Genomic DNA, 19,741 nt, shown 5'->3' with positions numbered 1-19,741 from the left:
CGGGCCCGCGTGCGCGGCCCGACGAATTCGCATCTGTAATGGGGGAAACAAATGGCTGTACTTCGTCGCGCGGTTTTTCCGGCCGCCTGGCTTCTCGTCTTCCTGATCATCGCCGCGGCGCTCGTCAAGATGGCCTTCTTTTCGGCGGCCGCACCGCCGCCCTCCAGCGGGTCTCCCGCCGCGGAGGTGCTGACCCCCACGGTCCCCGTCACCCGAGGGACCGTCGCCAACACCGTCGAGCTCACCGGCACGGTGGCCGCCGATGAGGGGGTTCCGATCCGGTCGACCGCGGCCGGCGAGGTCGTGTACCTGTTCGTCGAGGAGGGGCAGGAGGTGTCCCTGGGCGACCGGCTGTTCCAGGTCCGCACCCCTGCCGAAGTCCAGCCCCAGCCCCCCGCGGACCTCCAAGCGGAGGGGGAGGACGAGGCCTCCGGTATTCCGGTCCCGGCACCGGAGCCCGTCTATGAGTACTTCGACATCACCGCCCCGGCCTCGGGCACCCTGACCTCCTTCCCGCCCCTGATCGGGGAGGGCGTCTCCATCGGGCAGTCCCTCGGGTCGGTCAGCCCGGGCACCTACCACGTCACCGGCACGCTCACCGCCGCGCAGCAGTTCCGGCTGCTCGACCGGCCCTCCTCGGCCGTCATCACCATCGCCGGCGGATCTGCCCCCTTCACGTGCAAGGACCCGCAGATCGGGGATCCGGAACCGGCCGCCGGCGGCACGCCGCCGGCTTCGGAGCGCACGGCCATGGCCGGGCCGATCGGAGGGGAGGGCCCTCCGGCGGCCGGCGACGACGGATCCGCGCCGGCGGGGGAGCTGACCTGCGGGATCCCCTCGGAGGTCCCCTCCTTCGCGGGGCTCTCCGCAGCCATCAAGCTCAGCGCGGGGGTGGCCGAGAACGTGATGACCGTGCCGACGACGGCCGTCCAGGGCTCGATCGCCACGGGTATCGTCTGGGTGCTCGGCGCCGAAGGGGCGCAGGAGGAGCGCGAGGTTGAGCTCGGACTCAATGACGGATCAACCGTCGAAATCCTCTCGGGGCTCACCGAGGGCGAGAACGTCCTCGAGTTCGTTCCGGGCGTCGACCTTCCGGTCCAGCCCGGCATGCAGCCGGCCGAAATGGGCGGCCGGGGATGACGGCACCCGAAACCGTCCCGGCGGCCGGCACGGACTGGCCCCCGCTGGTCTCACTCCGCCAGGTGACCCGCACTGTGCGCATCGTCGATCTTGAGGAACTCCATGTCCTGCGCGGCATCGACCTCGATATCCACCCCACCGATTCCCTGTCCATCGTCGGCCGGTCGGGGTCGGGAAAGTCGACGCTCCTGAACCTGCTCGGGCTCCTCGACCTCCCCACCGAGGGCACCCTGTCCTTCCGGGGCATGGACGTCCGCGCCCTCGGGGGCGACGCCCGGGCCCGGCTGCGCGGGGGCGCCATCGGCTTCATCTTCCAGCAGTTCAACCTGCTGCCGGGACGGACCGCCCTTGAAAACGTGATGACTCCGCTGCTCTACGCCGAGGGCCGGCAGTTCTGGAAGCGCGAGAAGCTCGCCTCCGCCATGCTCGACCGGGTTGGCCTGGGCGATCGGATGCGCGAGTTCCCCTCGAACCTCTCCGGAGGTGAACAGCAGCGCGTGGCGATCGCCCGGGCGCTGGTCCGCACCCCCGAACTGATCCTTGCCGACGAACCGACCGGCGCCCTCGATATCGAGACCGGAGCCATCGTGATGGAACTGCTCGACGAGGTCGCCGCGGAGACAGGGGCCGCGCTGGTGACCATCACCCACGACGCCAACGTGGCGGTGCGGGCGCGCACTCACTACCGCCTCGACGCCGGCGTGCTGCGGCCCGAGGCGGCGGCGGCATGACCGCGCTCATCGGCGCGGTGATCGAGGCGTTCTCGGAACTGCGCATCCACAAGACGCGCGTCCTGCTGGCCCTGCTCGGGGTGATGCTCTCGGTCGCGGCGCTCACCTCGGTCGTCGCCCTGGGCAATATGGCCTCGGCCGGCATGGTGCAGACCTCCGAACGCATGGGCGGGCGGGCCGCGACCCTGGGGGTCTCCACCCCCTCGGCCGGGTCCGACCAGGCGGCGGTCGTGGCGGCCTACGCGGAGGTTGTCGACCGGTACAGCATCGAGTACAGCTCCCTGCGGGTCGACACCTTCCTCGGAATCCGCACTCCAGCCGGCCGCATCGACGCCATGGGCCTGCTCATCGAACCGGACTACGGCACGATGCGGCGCATGAACGTGGTCGACGGGCGATGGTTCACCGACGGCGACACTGAGCGCCTGGCCCCCGTGATGATCGTCAATGAAGCCTTCCACACGCTGATGGGCTCACCGGACATCACCACCGACCCGGGCGTTGAGCTGCTCGGGGAGCGGGACGTGAAGGCCGTGATCGTCGGCATCCTCGCCGACGACTACTCCGGGGCGCAGCCGCAGGCCTACCTCCTGAAGGACCAGACCGACCGGTGGGAGCTCGCGGGGGTCCAGGGCGCCCCACCGACGCTTGAGGCATGGGTGCCCGCCGGGCTGGCCGATGAGCTCACCGCCCGGATCACCGCCGACCTGAAGGCCCAGTTCGGTCCCGACGTCTCGGTGTACCGCCAGGACTACGCTGCGCAGGGCGACCCGTACGGCGGCCTCACCCTGGTCATCGGCGGAGTCGCAGGTCTCGTACTGCTGCTCGGGGCCGTGGGGCTGCTCAATATTTCGATGGTGACCGTGAAGTACAGGGTCCGGGAGATCGGCATCCGGCGGAGCTTCGGCGCGACCTCGGGCCGGATCTTCTTCGGAGTGATGATGGAGTCGGTCGTCGCCACCTCCGTGGCCGGGGTGGCGGGGGTGATGCTCGCCGTCGCCGTCGTCAGCCACCCGCGGGTCCAGCCGATGCTCGCGGCCGGTGCCACGGACCTGCCGCCCTTCCCGATCGGGGCGGCCCTCCTGGGGGTCGGATCAGCCATCGCCGTGGGCGCGCTCGCCGGCCTGATCCCGGCCCTCGTCGCGGTGCGGGTCAAGGTGATCGACGCCATCCGGTACTGAGCCGCCGGGCAGGGCGCCCCGCCGTCGAATCGGCGGATACCGGCTCCGCCGCTAGAATCGGTGTATGCCCGTGTACCTCGATCACGCGGCGACTACGCCCCTTTCGGCGCCAGCGCTCGCCGCATTGACCTTCGAACTCAGCCGCAGCGGCAACCCCTCCTCGCTGCACGGCTCCGGTCGGCGTGCCCGCCGGGGGGTGGAGGACGCCCGCGAAAGCCTCGCCCGCGCCGCCGGCGCCCACCCCTCAGAAGTGATCTTCACCTCGGGCGGGACCGAGGCGGACAACCTGGCGGTCAAGGGCCTCTACTGGGCCCGCACGGCCGAGGACCCCCGCCGCACCCGCATCATCGCCTCGCCCGTCGAGCACCACGCCGTGCAGGACACCATCGAATGGCTTGAGCGGCATGAGGGGGCGCAGGTGACGTGGCTGCCCGTCGATGGCGCCGGCGTCGTCTCGGTCGAGGCGCTGCGCAGCGAACTCGAGGCCCACGCCGACGCCACGGCCCTGGTCACGGTCATGTGGGCCAACAACGAGGTGGGCACCGTCCAGCCCATCGCGGGGATCACCGCCCTGGCCGCGGCCCATGGGGTGCCGGTGCACTCCGACGCCGTCCAGGCCTTCGGCTCCCTTCCGGTCTCCTTCGCCGCCTCGGGGCTGGCCACCATGGCCGTCAGCGCCCACAAGATCGGCGGTCCTGTGGGCGTGGGCGCGCTCTTCGTGGGCCGGTCCGTGAAACTGACCCCGATCCAGCACGGAGGCGGCCAGGAACGCGATATCCGCTCGGGCACCCTCGACGCGCCGGGGATCGCGGCATTCGCCGCCGCCGCTGACACGGCCGTGGGGCACCTGGCCGAGGAATCGGCGCGGCTCACCGCCCTGCGGGACCGCCTCATCGAGGGCGTGCAGCGGGCGGTGCCCCAGGCCGTCCTGCGCGGCGTCGCGCACCCGGCGCCCGCCGGAGCACGGCTGCCCGGAAACGCCCACTTCACCTTCCCCGGCTGCGAGGGGGACTCGCTGCTGTTCCTGCTCGACCTGGCCGGGATCGAATCCTCAACCGGCGCCGCGTGCACCGCGGGGGTGCCCCGGCCCTCCCATGTACTCCTGGCCATGGGGCTGAGCGAGGACGAAGCCCGAGGCGCCCAACGCTTCACCCTGGGCCACACCTCCACCACGGAGGATGTCGAGGCCCTCCTCGCGGCCCTCCCCGAGGCCTACGCCCGTGCGCGCAGAGCGGGCATGGCCGGCCATGCATCATCAATCCAAACGGCAGGAACAGGTTTTTCCCTATGAAGGTACTTGCAGCTATGAGCGGCGGGGTCGATTCGGCCGTCGCCGCAGCCCGCGCGGTGGAGGCCGGGCACGACGTCGTCGGGGTGCACCTTGCGCTGTCGCGGATGCCCGGGACCCTGCGTACCGGCAGCCGGGGCTGCTGCACCATCGAGGACTCGCGGGACGCCTGGCGCGCCTGCGACATCCTCGGCATCCCCTACTACGTCTGGGACTTCTCGGAGCGCTTCAAGGAGGACGTGGTCGACGACTTCATCGCCGAGTACGCCGCCGGGCGCACCCCTAACCCGTGCATGCGCTGCAACGAGCGGATCAAGTTCGCCGCCCTGCTCGAAAAGGCCCTGGCGCTGGGCTTCGACGCCGTCTGCACCGGGCACTACGCCAAGGTCATTGAGGACGCCGACGGCAACCGGGAGCTCCACCGCGCCGCGGACTGGGCGAAGGACCAGTCCTACGTGCTCGGCGTGCTCACCCACGAGCAGCTCAAGCACTCGATGTTCCCCCTTGCGGAGACTCCATCGAAGGCCGAGGTGCGCGCCGAGGCCGAGCGCCGCGGGCTGTCGGTGGCCAATAAGCCGGACAGCCACGACATCTGCTTCATCCCCGACGGCGACACCCGCGGCTGGCTCGAGGAGCGCATCGAACTTACCGAGGGCGACATCCTTGACGTCGACGGAACGAAGCTCGGCACCCACCCCGGCGCCAACGCGTTCACCGTGGGCCAGCGCAAGGGCCTGAAGCTTGGTCGGCCCGCGCCCGACGGCAAGCCGCGCTTCGTCCTGGAGATCCGGCCCAAGGAGAACACCGTGGTGGTCGGCCCGGAGCAGCTGCTCGCCATCGATGAGATGCGCGGCATCAAGGTCTCCTGGGCCGGCCGGCCCATTCCCGAGGTGGGGACCGGTGAGGAGTTCGACTGCATGGCCCAGGTGCGTGCGCACGGCGACCCCGTCGACGCCCGCGCCCGCGTCGAAGCCGGTGCCGACGGACGCCCCGAGCTCGTCGTGCGCCTGATCGAACCGATGCGCGGGGTGGCCCCCGGGCAGACCGTGGTGCTGTATCAGGGCAGCCGCGTGCTGGGACAGGCGACCATCGATTCGGCCCGGTCCGCCCTCCGCCCCGAACCGGCCGGTGCCGCCGGCTGAGGCTCCCACGGCACCGCAGACACAGTTAAGGGTGTCCCCGGAAGTCTGATTGACTGGTTCCATGAGCGAAGAGACACGTGGTTTTGACCCCGAGGCGAGTTCCCTCGCGGGATCCGTTCAGCCCGAGGTGATGGCCGAGCTCCTGTCGGTGCGCAGCAGCATCGACAATATCGACGCGACGCTCGTGTACCTGCTGGCCGAACGCTTCAAGGCCACCCAGCGGGTGGGCCACCTGAAGGCCGAGCACCGGCTCCCCGCCGGCGATCCGGCCCGCGAGGCGGCCCAGATCGCGCGCCTACGCGCCCTGGCGGCGGAGGCGCACCTGGACCCGGCCTTCGCCGAGAAGTTCCTGAATTTCATCATCTCCGAGGTGATCCGCCACCACCAGGCGATTTCGGAGACCCGCAACGGGGAAGCGGCCGGACGCGCACCGGAGGGCACCGGTGGCGCCTGACCCCTCCGCCGCGCCCCGGGCCGGAACTTCCGACGCGCCGGCCGACACCGGGGCCGTGCAGGCCGCCGCGACGGCCCCCGGCGACTGGCCCGGCACCGACCCGCTGGAGGCGCACCGGGCGGTGCGCGGCGAACTCGGCGGCCCGCACCTGCCGTTCCTAGCCTCCCTGCCGCAGCGCGGGCCCGGCAGCGACGCCGTCGGCCGCACGCTCGGGATGCTCGTTGAGCTCCCCTTCGACCTTCAGCCCCACGGCTGGCGCCTTGTGGCGCGCCCGGGGAAGGACCAGCGCAGGGCGGAGTCGGCGCTGTCGTCGGACCTCAATGCGCTGGGGGACATCGCCGGAGCCGAGGAGGCGCCCGCCGCACGGGTGAAGGTGCACCTGCGCGGCCCCCTCTCGGTGGCAGCCAACGTCCACCTTCACTCCGGGGAGCGGGCCCTGCTCGACGCCGGCGCCCGCCGGGAAATCTACGCCTCACTGGCGGCGGGCGCCGCGGATCTGGTCCGCCGGACCGCGGCGGTGGCCCGCGGCGCCGCCGTCGAGGTGCAGCTCGATGAGCCCGAGGCCGATGCCGTGCTCGCCGGGCTGATTCCGACCGCCAGCGGCTACCGGACGCTGCGTGCCGTGCCGCGCCAGGAGGCCACCGACGCCTGGGCGGGCCTGCACCGGGCCGTCCAGGCCGCCGGCGCGGAACGGCTGGTGCTCCGCGTGCCCGGCGGCGACGACGTGCTCGACGCCGCCCTCTCGAGTCCCGCCGACGCGCTCGGGCTGCCCTTCGGTGCAGTAACCGACGCCCAGTGGGAGCGGCTGGCCGAGGCGGTGGAATCGGGGCGCCGGCTGTGGGCCGGGGTCCTGGTCCCGGGCGCAACGGTGCCGCAGGTCTCCGCCCTCGTGGCCGCCGTCGTGAACCCCTGGCGCAGGGTCGGCCTCCCGGACGCGGCACTGGCCGGCCTGACAGTGAAGTCCGTGGAGGGGCTGGCCGGGCTCACTCCCGCCACCGCCCGGCTGTGCCTGACGCGGCTGGTTGGAGCGGCGGAGGCCCTGACCCAGCTCGCCGCGGAGGCCTAGGTCCGCTCCTCCCACCGCCGCGGCTGGGCCGGCCCGGGCAGCACCCCGTCGAACCCCTGGAGCTCGTAGTCGAAACTGCCGGCGTACACGAGCAGCGTGCCGAGCTGGCGGTGCACCACCCGGGTCGTGATGCGGAAGCGCTGCCCGTCCCACCACTGCTCCATGGTGGCGCTGGCGCCGACGGCGTCGGGCAGGGCGATCCGGATCCCCGCGAAGAGGCGGGTTGCCGTGGACACCATGCGCATGCGCCCGGCGTCCGTGACGGAGCAGGTCAACGCCGTCGCCATGCGCCGCCGCGAACCCAGGTAGTCTGTCAGCCGCCCGCCCTGCAGCGACGTGGTGTCCTCGAACACCCGGACCGCCGTGCTGAACCTGATCTCGCGCCGCGCGGTGAGCGCCGGCCGGCCGAACGGGTCGGTATGGGGGTAGTTGGCGATCGTGAACGGCACCGACGTCTCGTATTCGGGGAAGAAGGCGTTGTCGAGTGCCGTCAGCCGAAACGCCGGCCGGGCGAACCGGGCCGGGCAGCCGGCGACGTCGAACCGGCCGGTTCCCACCCCGGACTGTCCGCTGCCCGCGTGGAGTCCGAAGTACTCGCGCAGTTCCGGCTGCAGCCGGTCGAAGTCCCGGCCCAGAACCTCCTGGTAAATCGATTTCACCGCGATGTTCCTCCCTGCTTGCGCTCTGATCCGCGGGCGGTGTCCCGCCCGCGGGGACTGCCGACGGCGGTCTCGGGGGTCACAGCCGGCCCGCCGCCTTGAGCCGGATGTAGGTGTCGGCGAGCCGGGGCGGAAGCTCCAGCGGATGCTCATCGACCACCTCGGCCCCCAGCTGCTTCAGCTGCGCCGTGACCGCCTCCCGGTCCAGCAGCGCCCGCTCCGCGGCGGCGGCCCGGTACGCGTCGGCGGCTGTGCCCCGTACGGCCCGGAGTTCCTCGAGCCGCGGATCGCGCACCGAGGCGATCACCACCAGGTGCTGCGCGGTGAGGCCGGGAAGCACCGGCAGCAGGCCCTCTTCCACGGCTCCGGAATCGAGGGAGGTCAACAGCACCACCAGCGACCGGTGGGGTGAGACCGAGCGGATCTGCGCCGGGATCCGGGAGAAGTCCGCCTCGATCAGTTCCGGTTCCAGGGGTGCCATCGCCCGCACCAGGGCGTTCAGGAGGTTCGCCTTGGCCCCGGAATCGACCCGCGCGCGGAGGCGGCGGTCGAACGCGAGGAAGTCCACCTTGTCGCCGCCGTGCTGGGCGAGCACGGCCAGCAGCAGGGCCGCTTCGATGCCGGTGTCGAGCCGCGGCTCGTCGGCAATCCGCGCCGCTGAGGTCCGCGAGGTGTCAAGGACGATCACCACGCGGCGGTCCCGTTCCGGCCGCCAGGTTCGCACCACGGTGTCCCGCCGCCGAGCGCTGGCCCGCCAGTCGATGGAGCGCACGTCGTCGCCGCGCACATAGTCGCGCAGCGAATCGAACTCCGTCCCGGCGCCCCGGATCTGCACGGCGGCCCGCCCGTCGAGCTCCCTGAGCCGGCGCAGCTTCGAGGGAAGGTGGCGTTTGGAAAGGAAGGGCGGGAGCACACGCAGTTCCGCCGCTGCCGGGAGGGTCACCTGGCGCGCCGCGAGGCCGAGCGGTCCGTGGCTGCGCAGAGTCACCGAGTCCGAGGTGAGGATCCCCCGGCGGGCCGGCAGCAGGGACACCTCCATGCGGTGCACCCGGCCGGCGGCCACGCGCACGCGCTGTTCGGAATTGGCGGCCCCGGCCGAGGGCTGCCAGGGGTCACGGACGGTCGCCCGGAGCGTGCGGCCGGTGTCATTGGTGAGCAGGAGCGTGCCCGTACAGCCCTCGCCCAGGCGCACGGTGGCGGGAAGGTCCCTGCGCACCCCGACCCGGCGGGGAGAGGCGGCAAGCAGCAGGTCGACGGCGACACCTGCGGCAAGCAGCCCGGCCCAGATCACCGCGGGAAGCGCGCCGGGGAACAGCACGATGGGCAGCGCGCCGAGCAGTGCCAACAGCACCAGGCGTCCGCTAACCGCCACCCGGGGCCTCCCCTCCGGGGACCACGCCGGACGCGCGGTGCGGTGCGGTGCGGGGGCGGTTCATCGGGGAACCGGAACGACGGCGAGGATCCCGCCAATGACCTCATCGACGCCGACGCCGTCCATCTGGGCCTCCGGCCGCATCGCGACGCGGTGCCGCAGGGCGGGCATGGCGAGGGTCTTCACGTCGTCCGGGGTGACGAAGTTGCGTCCGGACAGCCACGCCCAGGCCCGCGCCGTCGTCAGCAGCGCGGTCGCCCCGCGCGGGGAGACGCCCAGCTGGAACGACGGCGCCGCCCGGGTCGCGCGGACCAGGTCGACGATGTAGGCGATCACTTCCGGGGCGATCGACACCCTGCCCACCGCGCGGCGCGCCGCGGCGAGGTCGGAGGCCCCGGCAACGGCGCGGACCCCTGCACCGCCGAGGTTCCGCGGGTCGAAGCCCTCGCTGTGCCGGCGGATCACCTCGATCTCGTCGTCCCGTCCGGGCAGCGGCAGGACGAGCTTGAGCAGGAAGCGGTCGAGCTGGGCCTCCGGCAGCGGGTAGGTGCCCTCGTACTCGACCGGGTTTTGGGTGGCCGCCACGATGAACGGGTCGGGAAGGGGGCGGGAGACCCCGTCCACCGAGACCTGGCGCTCCTCCATCGCCTCCAGCAGCGAGGCCTGGGTCTTCGGCGGGGTCCGGTTGATCTCGTCGGCGAGCAGGATATTGGTGAAGACGGGGCCCTCACGGAAGGTGAACTCGGAGGTGCGTGATTCGTAGATGAGCGAACCGGTGACGTCGCCTGGCATCAGGTCCGGGGTGAACTGGACCCGCTTGGTGTCCAGGCTGAGCGCCGCCGACAGGGTGCGTATCAGCAGGGTCTTGGCGACTCCGGGCACACCCTCCAGGAGCACGTGCCCGTTGGCGAGCAGGGCGATGAGCAGCCCGGTGACCGCCGCGTCCTGCCCCACGACCGCCTTGCCGACCTCGGCACGCACGTCGAGGAGTGCGCGGCGGGGGGAGTCATCCACGGGCCGCCCTGCAGGAACCTGCTCCGTCACGGTGTCCACCCCCTGGTGCGCCGCGTGCGCCCCGGTGCCGTCCTGCTGCCATCCACTCTGACGGTTCATGAGTTGTTGATCTCCTTTTCGAGGTCCAGAAGTTGTTGTGCCCAGCGCGCGAGGTCCTTCTCCGTGGAGGGAGGTGGGCCGTCGAGGAGCGAGTGGACGTCCTCGGGGCGGCGGCCGGTCTTTTGAGCCACGGCCTGCACGACGGCGGCCCGGGCGCTTGACGGCGGCAGGCGCAGCCGCGCCGCGGCCCGGCTCAGGGTGGCTGCCCGCAGGTTCGCCGCCGCGTGCCGCACGGCCCGGGAGCCCTGGTAGAGGCGTGCCCGGCCTTCTGCGGTCTCGGCGGCGCTGACGAGAACCGGGAGGGGTTCGACGGCGAGCGGGCCCAGCCGCCGGCCCCTCCACAGCATGGCCAGGAGGGCGCACCCGAGCAGCCAGAGCATCAGGGTGTTGACCCAGTCCGGAAGCAGTTGCAGCGGGTTGGCGGGCGGGCCCGTGGCACCGGCGAGGTCCGCGGTGGTCGGCTGGTACCAGATGAGGGATTCTGCCGCGCCCAGGGTCGACAGCGCGAGTGAGGCGTTGCCGGCCTCCTCGATGGTGCCGTTGGTGAGGATTCCCGGGTTGCCGAGGACGACCGTCCCGCCGACGGCGGCGTACGAGGCGCCCGTCCCGCCGTCGGCGGCGGGGGAGTTGAAGCATTCGACGGGCGCCGAGTAGAGCTGGCCGCCGCCGGTGATCTCCCCGGCGGCCCGGGCTTCCTCCCGGGTGCAGCCGGCGCGCACCGTGCCGCGCGCGTCCTCGGCGGGTCCTGCCGGCAGGATCTCCGGGGCCAGCACCAGCAGCTGGGGCTCGGAGGGTGCGGCGAGGACTCTGCTGGGGAATGAGCGGTTCAGCGACGACAGCTGTTCCTCATTGAGCCACCCGTTGGGGTCGGAGAAGAAAAGGGTCGCCCCGCCGAGGCGGGCGCGGGCGGCTTCCGCGTCGGCCAGGGTGCGCGCGTGGACCACCTCGACTCCCTCGTCCTCGAGGACCTGCGCCACGGCGCGGGCACCGGTCGGGGTGCCATTGCCCGGTGAGAGCGGAGTGGTATCGGCGTCGGTGCGGGTGAGCAGCCCGAGGACCACGACGGCGGCGATGACGAAGGCCAGCAGCAGCCCCGGCAGCGCCCGCCGCAGCCGCCGCCGGCCGGTCGCGGCGACGCTCCCGCCGTCGCCGGTGATCGCCTGGGCCGCCGCGGCCCGGGCGGCGGACGTGTCCGCTGGTGCCGGGCCGGCCGCCGTCAGGGCGGCGGGCAGGTCGGCGGGCAGGGCGGACGGCGGTGGCGTCGAGGCCCGCCGCGGAGCGGCGTGCCGGCTCATCGGGCGGCCCCGGGGGCGCCCTCGCCCGCCGGGACGCCCCCGGCCAGGGCGGCGTCGAGCGCTGCGGCCCGCACCGCGTCGGCTTCATCGGCCTCCGAGGCGGCGCCCCGGCCGTACTGGACCTCATTGAACCTCTCCGCAAGCCAGCGGATCTCCCCGGCGGAGCCCGGGAAGGCCGGTGCAAGGCCGGCGGCCGCCTCCGTGGCGGTGCGGCTGGGCCGCTCCTCGAGGATTCCGCGTTCCTCGGCGTCCCGGACGACCGCGCGCAGGCGTTCGGCCAGGGCCTCATTCCAGCGGCCCGCTCCGGCGGCGGCCGCCGCCCGGCGGCGGTGCTCGGCGGCCGGAAGGGCGGCTCCGGTGGAGAACACCGCCCGCCCGGTGCGGTCCGCCCGGGCGTTGAGGCGGGGCCGGATCAGCAGGACGGCCACGACGATGATGAGCACGGCTCCGGCGGCCAGCAGGAGCGTGCCCGGTCCGGCCCCCACCGACCGGATGCCCGACAGCGCCTCCACGATCCAGTCGAGGGCGGCCTGGACCGCGCGGTCAAGCAGGGAGGGCTGGGCCTCCTGGTAGACCGGTTTGGCCAGCTCGTCCTGAAGCAGCTTCCGGGCCTCGTCACGGTCGACCGGGGTGTCCCCCGTCACCGGGAGAACGCCCGGGGACAGGGCGCCGGGCCCGAGGACGTCACCGCGGGCCCTCCAGCGGTCCCGGCCTGTACCCCGGGCCGGCCTGGCCCGCGGCCCGTTCGGCCTCGGCGAGGAGGACCACGTCGAAGCCCTCCCTGCGGATGCGCAGGTCGATGTACAGCAGGGAGGTGACGCCGGACTGGAAGGCGTAGCCGATGGCCGCGAAGAAGGAGGAGATGATCTGGGTCAGGAACAGCACGGGGAGGGAGTCGAGCGCATCCGCCGTGCCGGCCGCCGGGGCGTCGGAGAAGCTGAACAGCGCCGTCACCAGAAAACTGATGGGGGTGGCCACCACCGAGGTGATGATCGAGACCATGAGGCTCGTCAGCAGGACAATGCCGAAGGTCCGCCACCAGTTGCGCCCGGTCAGCCCCCAGGACCGGCGCGCCGAGGCCACGGGCCCGGTCCCTTCGAGCATGAGGGCCGCCGGTGCGAGGACCAGTTTGATGCTGATCCAGGTGAGGACCGCAAAGACGGCGAAGATCAGCGGGATGATGATGAACAGTGAGGTTTCCTCCAGCGCCGCGGCCAGCCCGATGGCGATCAGCACGAACAGGCCAAGGCCCACGACCACCGCCAGGGTGAGCATCAGCCCCAACCCCAGCAGGGGGAGGATGCGGGGGGCGGAGAGCTTCCAGAGCTGGGCGAAGCCGGTCCTCTGGTTGAGCACCGCGCGGGCCACCGGAATCACAAGCACACCCTGGAGGATGAGCAGTGCCCCGCCCGAAATGATGGTCACGACCGAGGCGAGGGAGACCACCGAGGCCAGGGTGCCGCCCAGCTGGTCGGGGGAGACGGTGCCCATCACCAACTGGTCGAGGCTGCTGAGCAGCCCGGCCGCCATCAGGACGGTCACCAGGGCGACGACGGTCTGGAACAGGATGGCCGTGCCGAAGGTGGCCAGCGGGTTCCGGCGGCAGGCCTGGAAGGCGCCGTCGAGGATTTCACCAAGGCCCAGCGGGCGCAGCGGAATCACCCCCGGCTTGGGGGGAGCGGCGTAGGCCTGCGGTGGCAATGACCCCCAGCCCGGGGGAGCCTGCGGGTCGGGGGCGGCCGTGCCGGGCCCGTACCCGCCGGCCCAGTTCTGACCCCAGCTGTCCTGGCCGGGGCCGGGCGCGGCAAAACCGGGGTCTTGCCGGCCCGGCGCGCGGAACGGCTGGTCCGGCGCGGCGCCGGAGGGCTGAGGATAGGCGGGGTACTGCTCGGGCGCGGGCCCGGCGGGAGGATGCCAGGCGGGGTCCCGGCGGGACCCGTCGGATGGATCGTTGCTCATGCTGTCCTTCTCGAAGCGGGCGCCGGTGCGGTCTGTTCACGTTGAACTATAATCACCGGTGCCTTCCGAGGGCAGTAGGCGGACACGCTGGTGTTTTCCCCAGGCGCCGGCGGGGCACGAAACGTCCCGCTGCCCGTCCCGCCGGCGCCGACCGATCCGCTGCGGCACGCGGAGGAAGTGCCCAATGGGACATTGGAGACCGGATGGGAGACTATTGAGGCATGAAGGCACGCATCCTGGTGATCGACGACGACGAAGCCCTTTCCGAGATGATCGGCATTGTGCTGCGCAACGACGGGTTCGACCCGGTGTTCTGCGCGGACGGCGCCGCGGCGCTCGGGGTGTTCCGGTCGGCCCAGCCGGACCTCGTGCTGCTCGACCTCATGCTGCCGGGCCTCGACGGCATCGAGGTGTGCCGGCAGATCCGGGCCGAATCCGATGTGCCCATCGTCATGCTGACCGCCAAGTCCGATACCTCCGATGTCGTGCGCGGCCTCGAATCCGGTGCCGACGACTACGTACCCAAGCCCTTCAAGCCGGCCGAACTCGTAGCGCGGGTGCGCGCCCGGCTGCGGCCCGGTGACACGCGGGCGCCGGAGACGCTGAGGATCGGCGAGGTCTCCATCGACGTCGCCGGACACTCCGTGACCCGCGGCAACGTCAAGGTCTCCCTGACTCCGCTCGAATTCGACCTGCTCGTGGCCCTGGCCCGCAAGCCGTGGCAGGTCTTCACCCGGGAACTGCTCCTCGAGCAGGTCTGGGGCTACCGCCACGCCGCGGACACCCGGCTGGTCAATGTCCATGTGCAGCGGCTGCGCTCGAAGATCGAACGCGACCCCGAGGCACCCGAGATCATCCTGACGGTCCGCGGCGTCGGATATAAGGCAGGTCAAGGCTGAGGTGAACACCCGGGCAGCCCGCGCCGTCGAATCGGCGATCCGGGGCGCCGGACGGGGGCTGCGGCAGGCCCGCCGGGCGGCGTCCTTCATCGCCGGCCGCTGGCGCCGTTCCCTGCAGTTCCGCACGGTCGTCGCGACGCTGCTGCTGACCTCCCTCGCCCTCGTGGCGGTGGGCGGCTTCCTGTCCAACCAGATCGCCAACGGCCTGTACAAGGAGCGGTTCGGGCAGTTCCAGAGCGAGGCGAGCAACGGCCTGCGCGTCATCAAGGAAGTCTTTCGGGACACCACCGCCGCCGACCGGGACTCAACGGACCGGCTGGCCCGTGACACCCTCGACCGGCTCGGGGCCCCCGGTGCCGACGCTCCGCGGCAGTGGCTGCTCAGCCCGCTGCCCGGGCAGCAGGGCTACTGGGTTCCGGCGCTGGCCAGCCACAAGGCGATGACGGAGTCCGCACTTATCCCGCCCGAGCTCAGCGCCGCCGTCGCCGAGGGCGACGACCAGTACTGGGCCCCGATCACGATCCCCCGCTCCGAAGCGACCGGCGGCCTGCAGGCGCCGGGTGTCGCCTTCGCCACCAAGGTCACCCTGCCCCCGGACAGCACCACCTACGCCGTCTACATCATCTACGACCTCTCCTCCATGCAGCTGACCCTCGACTACATCCACCGCGTGCTGTGGCTCGCCGGGACGGTGCTGCTGGGGATCATCGGGGCGATCGCCTGGTTCGTGACGCGCAGCGTCGTTCGGCCGGTCAGCCATGCCGCCCTCGTCTCGGAGAAGCTGGCCGCCGGCGAGCTGCAGGAACGGATGGAGGTCCGCGGCGAGGATGAGGTGGCCCGGCTCGGGGCGTCCTTCAACCACATGGCCACCAGCCTCCAGGACCAGATCACCCAGCTGGCGCAGCTGTCGCAGATGCAGCAGCGGTTCGTCTCCGACGTCTCCCACGAACTGCGGACCCCGCTGACGACGGTCCGGATGGCCGCCGAGGTGCTGCACGAGGCACGGACCGACTTCGACCCCGTGAACAAGCGTTCCGCGGAGATCCTCTACGACCAGGTGGAACGGTTCCAGTCACTGCTGGCGGACCTTCTCGAAATTTCCCGCTTCGACGCCGGCGCGGCGGTGCTCGAGTCCGAGCCCACCGACCTCTTCCAGGTGGTGAAGCACGTCGTCGACGGGGCCCAGCCGCTGGCCGACAACTTCGGCTCGGACCTGCGCATCGTCTCGTCCGAGAGCAGCTGTATCGTCGACGCCGACCCCCGCCGGATCGGGCGGATCCTGCGCAACCTGGTGGTCAATGCGCTCGAGCACGGCAAGGGAAAACCCGTCCACATCTATATCGCCTCCAACCCCGACGCCGTCGCGGTCGCCGTGCGCGACTACGGCATCGGCATGACCGAGGACGAGGCCTCAAGGGTCTTCGACCGCTTCTGGCGGGCGGACCCCGCCCGGGCCCGCACCACGGGCGGAAGCGGGCTGGGGCTGTCCATCGCCGTCGAGGACGCACGCCTGCACTCGGCCTGGCTCCAGGCCTGGGGCGAGCCGGGGAACGGATCCTGCTTCCGACTCACCCTGCCCAAGCAGCGCGGCGGCGAGCCGAAGGTCTCCCCGCTGCCCCTGCCGCCGCGCGGCCGGCTGCCCCTGCCGCCCGCCGCGGGGCCCGCCGGCGCCGCGCCCGCCGATGTGCCACCCGCCGACGGCCCGCCCGCCGCCGGCCCTACGGGCGCCGTGCCCGCCGCCGGGGGCGGCGCCCCCGACCCGCAGCTGAAGGAGAAAAGTGAAATCCAGTAGGCCCGCCGGAACGCGGGGCTCCTTCATCGCCGCGGTCGTTGCCCTGCTCCTGATCCTCTCCGGCTGCTCCTCGATTCCCCGGAGCGGACCGGTGGCCACCATTCCCGCGCCCGCGGTCGAGGAGGACACCGTGTCCCAGGTCTTCTCGCCGGAGGGTCCGCAGCCGGGCGCGCCTCCCGAGGTGCTGCTCCAGGAGTTCATCACGGCGGGCACCGGCGCCGCCGACGGGTATAACGTGGCCCGGGAATTCCTGACCCCGGAGCTGGCGCGGACGTGGCAGCCCGAGGAACGGATCGTGATCTTCCGGGCCGACCCGAGGATCATCCAGCGGGAGGCCGAGGGCGCGCTGCAGGTGCAGCTCGAGATCACCGGGATCATCGACGCCCGGGGCATCCGCACCGACCCGCCGACCCCGACCACCGAAAGCGTCCGCGCCGAAATGGTGAAGATCAACGGGCAGTGGCGCATCAGTGAAATCCCCAACGGCATCATGGTCACCGAGAGCAATGCCTCCCTGCTGGCCACCGCGCACCACCTCTACTTCTACAGCAGCGGCTACCGGTACTGGGTGCCCGACGTCCGCTGGTTCGTCCGCCGCCCCGGCATCGCCGCCCGGGTGGTGCAGGCCCTGCTCGCGGGCCCCGCCCCCTACCTCCAGGGTGCTGTCACCAGCGCCTTCCCCGAGGGGGTCACCCTCGCACAGGAATCGGTGCCGATCGCCTCGGGGGTGGCCTCCGTCGAGCTGTCGGCCGATGTCCTCCAGGACGCGACGGACCTCCGCCTCCAGCAGATGGAGCAGCAGCTGCGGGTGAACCTCACCACGCTCAACGACGTCACCTCCGTGGAGATGAGCGCAGGCCAGCCGATCGACCTCGGCAGCCCCGACCCGGCTCTCGTGATTCCCGACTTCAACCCCCCGGTGGGCAATGAGCAGGTGGTCATCGCGGACAACGAGGTGCGCACCGTCAGGAACCTCGATGTGCTCCCGGTCGAGGGGCTGCCCTCGGTGGCCGCCTACAATCCCAAGGACCCGGCGCGGTCCCTCGAGGGGAGCAGCTTCGCTTTCCTCAACGGCCGTTCCACGGCGCTGCTTGCCACCGCCCCGGGCAGCGAGGTCCGCACCGCCGTCGAAGGGGCGGGCCTCACTGCCCCCAGCTTCGACACCAGCAACTGGGTGTGGACCGCACGCAGCGTCGAGGGCGGCCCGAGCGGCCGCGGCACCGAGGTGGTCGCGGTGCCTCCGGGCGGGATGACGCGCAACGCCGTCGTCGTCTCCGCGTCGTGGCTCGCCGACCGCACGGTCAGGGAGCTCCAGATCTCCCGGGACGGCGCCCGCGCCCTGCTCGTCGTCGATGAGGCCGGGACCTCCGAGGTGCTGCTCGCCGGCATCACGCGCAGCGCCCAGGGCATTCCGCAGAGCCTGGGAAATCCGATCGCCCTCAACGCAGGCGCGGACATCGGCACCGCCAAGTGGGCGGGCGAGAGCACCATCGTCGCCTCCCCGGTCTCCGGGACGGCCGAGGTCACGCCCCTGATCGTCCAACTCAGCGGGGAGACCGAGGCCCTCAAGCCGCACAAGGGCGTGCTGAACATCAGCGCCGGAAGCGATCCGCAGGAGGACTTCTACATCCAGACCGCCGAGGCCCTCTTCGCTCGAGTGGGACTGAGCTGGATCCGGAGCGTCGAAGGGGTGCGGGACCCGGCCTTCCCCGGCTGATGCCGGAGCGGCATTCCCGCCGTCGCGCGCCACTGCGTGCCGCCTCGCGCGGGACGGGATGCGCCGCCCGCCGGGGCTTATCCACACAGCACCCGGTCGCCCCGGAATCTCCTGCCTCCGCGCCATCCTGAAGGCATGGCCCACCCGTTCCGCGCACTCCCCGACGCCGGCGGCAGGAACGGAGGCGTCCCGGCCGCGGCCGGCCGTGCCCTGCGCGGGTTCTGGGCACTGATCCTGCCGACCTCCTGCGTGGGATGCGGCCGTCATGACTCCTCCCTGTGCCGGCCGTGCCGCCGGGCCTTCCGGCGTGCCACGGTGCGTCCCTTCCGGGCCGAGGCCGGCGCCGGTTCCCTCCCGCTGCGCGATCCCGCCGCACCGCAAACCGGCGCTCCACCGGGCGCGGACGACGCCGACGGCGGGTTTGAGCCCCTGCCGGTGGTCGCCGCGGGAATCTACGGGGGAGTTGTGGCCCGGGCCCTGTTGGCATTCAAGAACGCAGGCCACACCGACCTGGCCCGCCCCCTCGCGGCGGCCCTGGGCGGTGCCCTGCTCGCTGCCCGCGCCGGCCTGCCGGCCGATCCCTGCCTGCTGGTGCCCGTCCCCACCCGCGGCCGGTCCCTGCGCCGGCGCGGGTACGACCCGTTGGGCCTGCTGCTGGACGGGCTCCGCAGGCGCGGGGAGCTCCCCGCCGGGTCCCGGCTTGCACGGCCCGTCGCGCACCGGCATCCGGGCGTACGCACGGGCGTCCGGCCCGCCCTCATGCCATGGTTTTCCTCGGCGCGGCGGGGCGGGCAGAAGGGGCTGGGGCGGCGCGGCCGGCAGGAAAACGTCGCCGGATCGATGCGGATCCGGCGGCGGTACCGCGGCCGTCTGGGAGGGGTGCAGTGCCTCGTCGTGGACGACGTCCTGACCACCGGAGCGACCCTCGCGGAGGTCGTCCGGACGCTGCGGGCAGAGGGCGCCGCGGTGGCCTGCGCTGTCGTCCTAGCGGCCACGCCGCCGCCGTCCGGCACTGAGTCGGCTTACAGCGAATTCCGGAGAAATCGGCGCGGGGAGGGATGAATTACGGGGTGCCGTGATCTACCGTGAGGTATGGGTGTTAGAAAGCAGACAAACACCCATCGGCAGCGGCCCGGGGCAGCCTGACCGGCCGCTGTTGTGTCACCTTAGCGATTTGGAGGGCACCATGGAATTTGTGATTAACGGCCGGAACCTTGCAGTATCGGACCGGTTCCGCGAGTACGCCGCAGAGAAGGTCGACAAGATCGAACAGCTCGGCGATAAGGTCCAGCGGGTGGATGCCAAGATCACCAAGGAAACAAGTGCCAGGGACGCCGATACGGCGCTGACTGTCGAACTCACGGTCCTCTGCAAGGGGCCGGTCATCCGTGCGGAGGCGTCGGCGGGGGACAAATTCGCCGCCTTCGACCTCGCCTACAACAAGCTCCTCGAGCGCCTCCGCCGGGCGCGGGACCGCCGCAAGGTCCACCACGGACGGCACACCCCCGTCGCGGTCGGCGCCGCCACCGCCGGGCTCGAACCGGTCAGCACCTCCCAGCCGATCTACGCCGCTCTCGCGGACAATTCCTCGGACGGAACCACGGCGCCCGCCGCCTCGACCGACCCCTACGAGTCACCGGACGATGTCCCGGCAGGGGACTCACCGGTCCTCATCCGGCGGAAAGTCTTCTCCGGAGAGCCGATCACCCTCGATGACGCCGTCGATAACATGGAACTGGTCGGCCACGACTTCTACCTCTTCGTCGACTCGGCCACCGGTGCCCCCTCTGTCGTCTACCGGCGCCAGGGCTGGACCTACGGCGTCATCACCCTCGATTCGAAGTGCGCCGAGGGGACGCAGGACCCCCAGGAGGAGCTCCTGGCGTACCGGGCGAAGGAAGCCGCCGCAACCCAGTGACATCCCTTCCCGTTT

The 19,741-nt window shown here is 72.0% G+C and carries 18 protein-coding genes; 12 read left to right on the top strand and 6 right to left on the bottom strand.

Going from position 1 to position 19,741, the window contains the following annotated elements:
* The first annotated feature begins 51 nt into the window (after window positions 1-51).
* The 7 genes from E2F48_RS16520 to E2F48_RS16490 all read left to right on the top strand — a co-directional run bounded on the left by E2F48_RS16520 (window position 52) and on the right by E2F48_RS16490 (window position 7,002).
* Entirely contained in the window at window positions 52-1,140 is a 1,089-nt protein-coding gene (locus tag E2F48_RS16520) for an efflux RND transporter periplasmic adaptor subunit (RefSeq protein WP_133405051.1), read from the top strand.
* Window positions 1,137-1,871, top strand: a complete 735-nt coding sequence (locus tag E2F48_RS16515) for an ABC transporter ATP-binding protein (RefSeq protein ID WP_133405050.1) — start codon at window positions 1,137-1,139, stop codon at window positions 1,869-1,871. Before E2F48_RS16520 ends, E2F48_RS16515 begins: the two co-directional genes overlap by 4 nt.
* On the top strand, window positions 1,868-3,052 hold the full coding sequence (locus E2F48_RS16510) for an ABC transporter permease (RefSeq protein ID WP_133405049.1): 1,185 nt from the start codon (window positions 1,868-1,870) through the stop codon (window positions 3,050-3,052). The genes E2F48_RS16515 and E2F48_RS16510 overlap by 4 nt, the downstream gene beginning before the upstream one ends.
* A 64-nt stretch (window positions 3,053-3,116) precedes the next feature.
* Window positions 3,117-4,343, top strand: coding sequence for a cysteine desulfurase family protein (locus tag E2F48_RS16505; RefSeq protein WP_133405048.1), 1,227 nt, complete (start codon window positions 3,117-3,119; stop codon window positions 4,341-4,343).
* Complete coding sequence (gene mnmA, locus E2F48_RS16500; RefSeq protein WP_133405047.1) at window positions 4,340-5,482, top strand: tRNA 2-thiouridine(34) synthase MnmA; 1,143 nt, start codon at window positions 4,340-4,342, stop codon at window positions 5,480-5,482. Before E2F48_RS16505 ends, mnmA begins: the two co-directional genes overlap by 4 nt.
* 61 nt (window positions 5,483-5,543) lie before the next feature.
* A complete protein-coding gene (locus tag E2F48_RS16495) occupies window positions 5,544-5,936 on the top strand; it encodes a chorismate mutase (RefSeq protein WP_133405046.1) in 393 nt (130 codons plus the stop codon).
* A complete protein-coding gene (locus E2F48_RS16490; RefSeq protein WP_246019207.1) occupies window positions 5,926-7,002 on the top strand; it encodes a uroporphyrinogen decarboxylase/cobalamine-independent methonine synthase family protein in 1,077 nt (358 codons plus the stop codon). The genes E2F48_RS16495 and E2F48_RS16490 overlap by 11 nt, the downstream gene beginning before the upstream one ends.
* Here E2F48_RS16490 and E2F48_RS16485 read toward each other — a convergent pair.
* From E2F48_RS16485 to E2F48_RS16460, 6 genes are all read right to left on the bottom strand, one after another.
* A complete protein-coding gene (locus E2F48_RS16485; RefSeq protein ID WP_246019205.1) occupies window positions 6,999-7,661 on the bottom strand; it encodes a DUF4166 domain-containing protein in 663 nt (220 codons plus the stop codon). The genes E2F48_RS16490 and E2F48_RS16485 overlap by 4 nt on opposite strands.
* Before the next feature lie 79 nt (window positions 7,662-7,740).
* Window positions 7,741-9,033 (bottom strand): DUF58 domain-containing protein, encoded by a 1,293-nt coding sequence (locus E2F48_RS16480; protein WP_133405044.1) that lies wholly within the window; start codon window positions 9,031-9,033, stop codon window positions 7,741-7,743.
* A gap of 60 nt (window positions 9,034-9,093) precedes the next feature.
* The gene (locus E2F48_RS16475) at window positions 9,094-10,146 is read right to left on the bottom strand and encodes an AAA family ATPase (RefSeq protein ID WP_133405043.1); all 1,053 of its coding nucleotides are present in this window, start codon (window positions 10,144-10,146) and stop codon (window positions 9,094-9,096) included.
* Window positions 10,143-11,441 carry a DUF4350 domain-containing protein gene (locus E2F48_RS16470; RefSeq protein WP_133405042.1) on the bottom strand — a complete coding sequence of 433 codons (1,299 nt, stop codon included), beginning with the start codon at window positions 11,439-11,441 and terminating at the stop codon, window positions 10,143-10,145. The genes E2F48_RS16475 and E2F48_RS16470 overlap by 4 nt, the downstream gene beginning before the upstream one ends.
* Entirely contained in the window at window positions 11,438-12,085 is a 648-nt protein-coding gene (locus E2F48_RS16465) for a DUF4129 domain-containing protein (protein ID WP_165968802.1), read from the bottom strand. Before E2F48_RS16465 ends, E2F48_RS16470 begins: the two co-directional genes overlap by 4 nt.
* A 40-nt stretch (window positions 12,086-12,125) precedes the next feature.
* Entirely contained in the window at window positions 12,126-13,400 is a 1,275-nt protein-coding gene (locus tag E2F48_RS16460) for a DUF7847 domain-containing protein (RefSeq protein ID WP_133405040.1), read from the bottom strand.
* 221 nt (window positions 13,401-13,621) lie between these two features.
* Between E2F48_RS16460 and mtrA the strand changes: the two genes are divergently transcribed.
* The 5 genes from mtrA to hpf all read left to right on the top strand — a co-directional run bounded on the left by mtrA (window position 13,622) and on the right by hpf (window position 19,726).
* Window positions 13,622-14,299, top strand: a complete 678-nt coding sequence (mtrA, locus tag E2F48_RS16455; RefSeq protein ID WP_133405039.1) for an MtrAB system response regulator MtrA — start codon at window positions 13,622-13,624, stop codon at window positions 14,297-14,299.
* A 1-nt stretch (window position 14,300) separates the two neighbouring features.
* A complete protein-coding gene (gene mtrB, locus E2F48_RS16450) occupies window positions 14,301-16,091 on the top strand; it encodes an MtrAB system histidine kinase MtrB (RefSeq protein ID WP_133405038.1) in 1,791 nt (596 codons plus the stop codon).
* Window positions 16,078-17,808, top strand: coding sequence for an LpqB family beta-propeller domain-containing protein (locus tag E2F48_RS16445; RefSeq protein WP_133405037.1), 1,731 nt, complete (start codon window positions 16,078-16,080; stop codon window positions 17,806-17,808). The genes mtrB and E2F48_RS16445 overlap by 14 nt, the downstream gene beginning before the upstream one ends.
* 135 nt (window positions 17,809-17,943) lie before the next feature.
* Window positions 17,944-18,870: a ComF family protein gene (locus E2F48_RS16440; protein WP_133405036.1), complete on the top strand. Its 927-nt coding sequence runs from the start codon at window positions 17,944-17,946 to the stop codon at window positions 18,868-18,870.
* Window positions 18,871-18,994: 124 nt separating this feature from the next.
* Window positions 18,995-19,726 carry a ribosome hibernation-promoting factor, HPF/YfiA family gene (hpf, locus tag E2F48_RS16435; RefSeq protein WP_133405035.1) on the top strand — a complete coding sequence of 244 codons (732 nt, stop codon included), beginning with the start codon at window positions 18,995-18,997 and terminating at the stop codon, window positions 19,724-19,726.
* The last annotated feature ends 15 nt before the right edge of the window (window positions 19,727-19,741 follow it).

It is taken from the genome of Arthrobacter crusticola (assembly GCF_004357995.1).
Classification (GTDB): Bacteria; Actinomycetota; Actinomycetes; order Actinomycetales; family Micrococcaceae; genus Arthrobacter_D; species Arthrobacter_D crusticola.
This window is presented reverse-complemented; position numbering and strand designations above follow the sequence as displayed.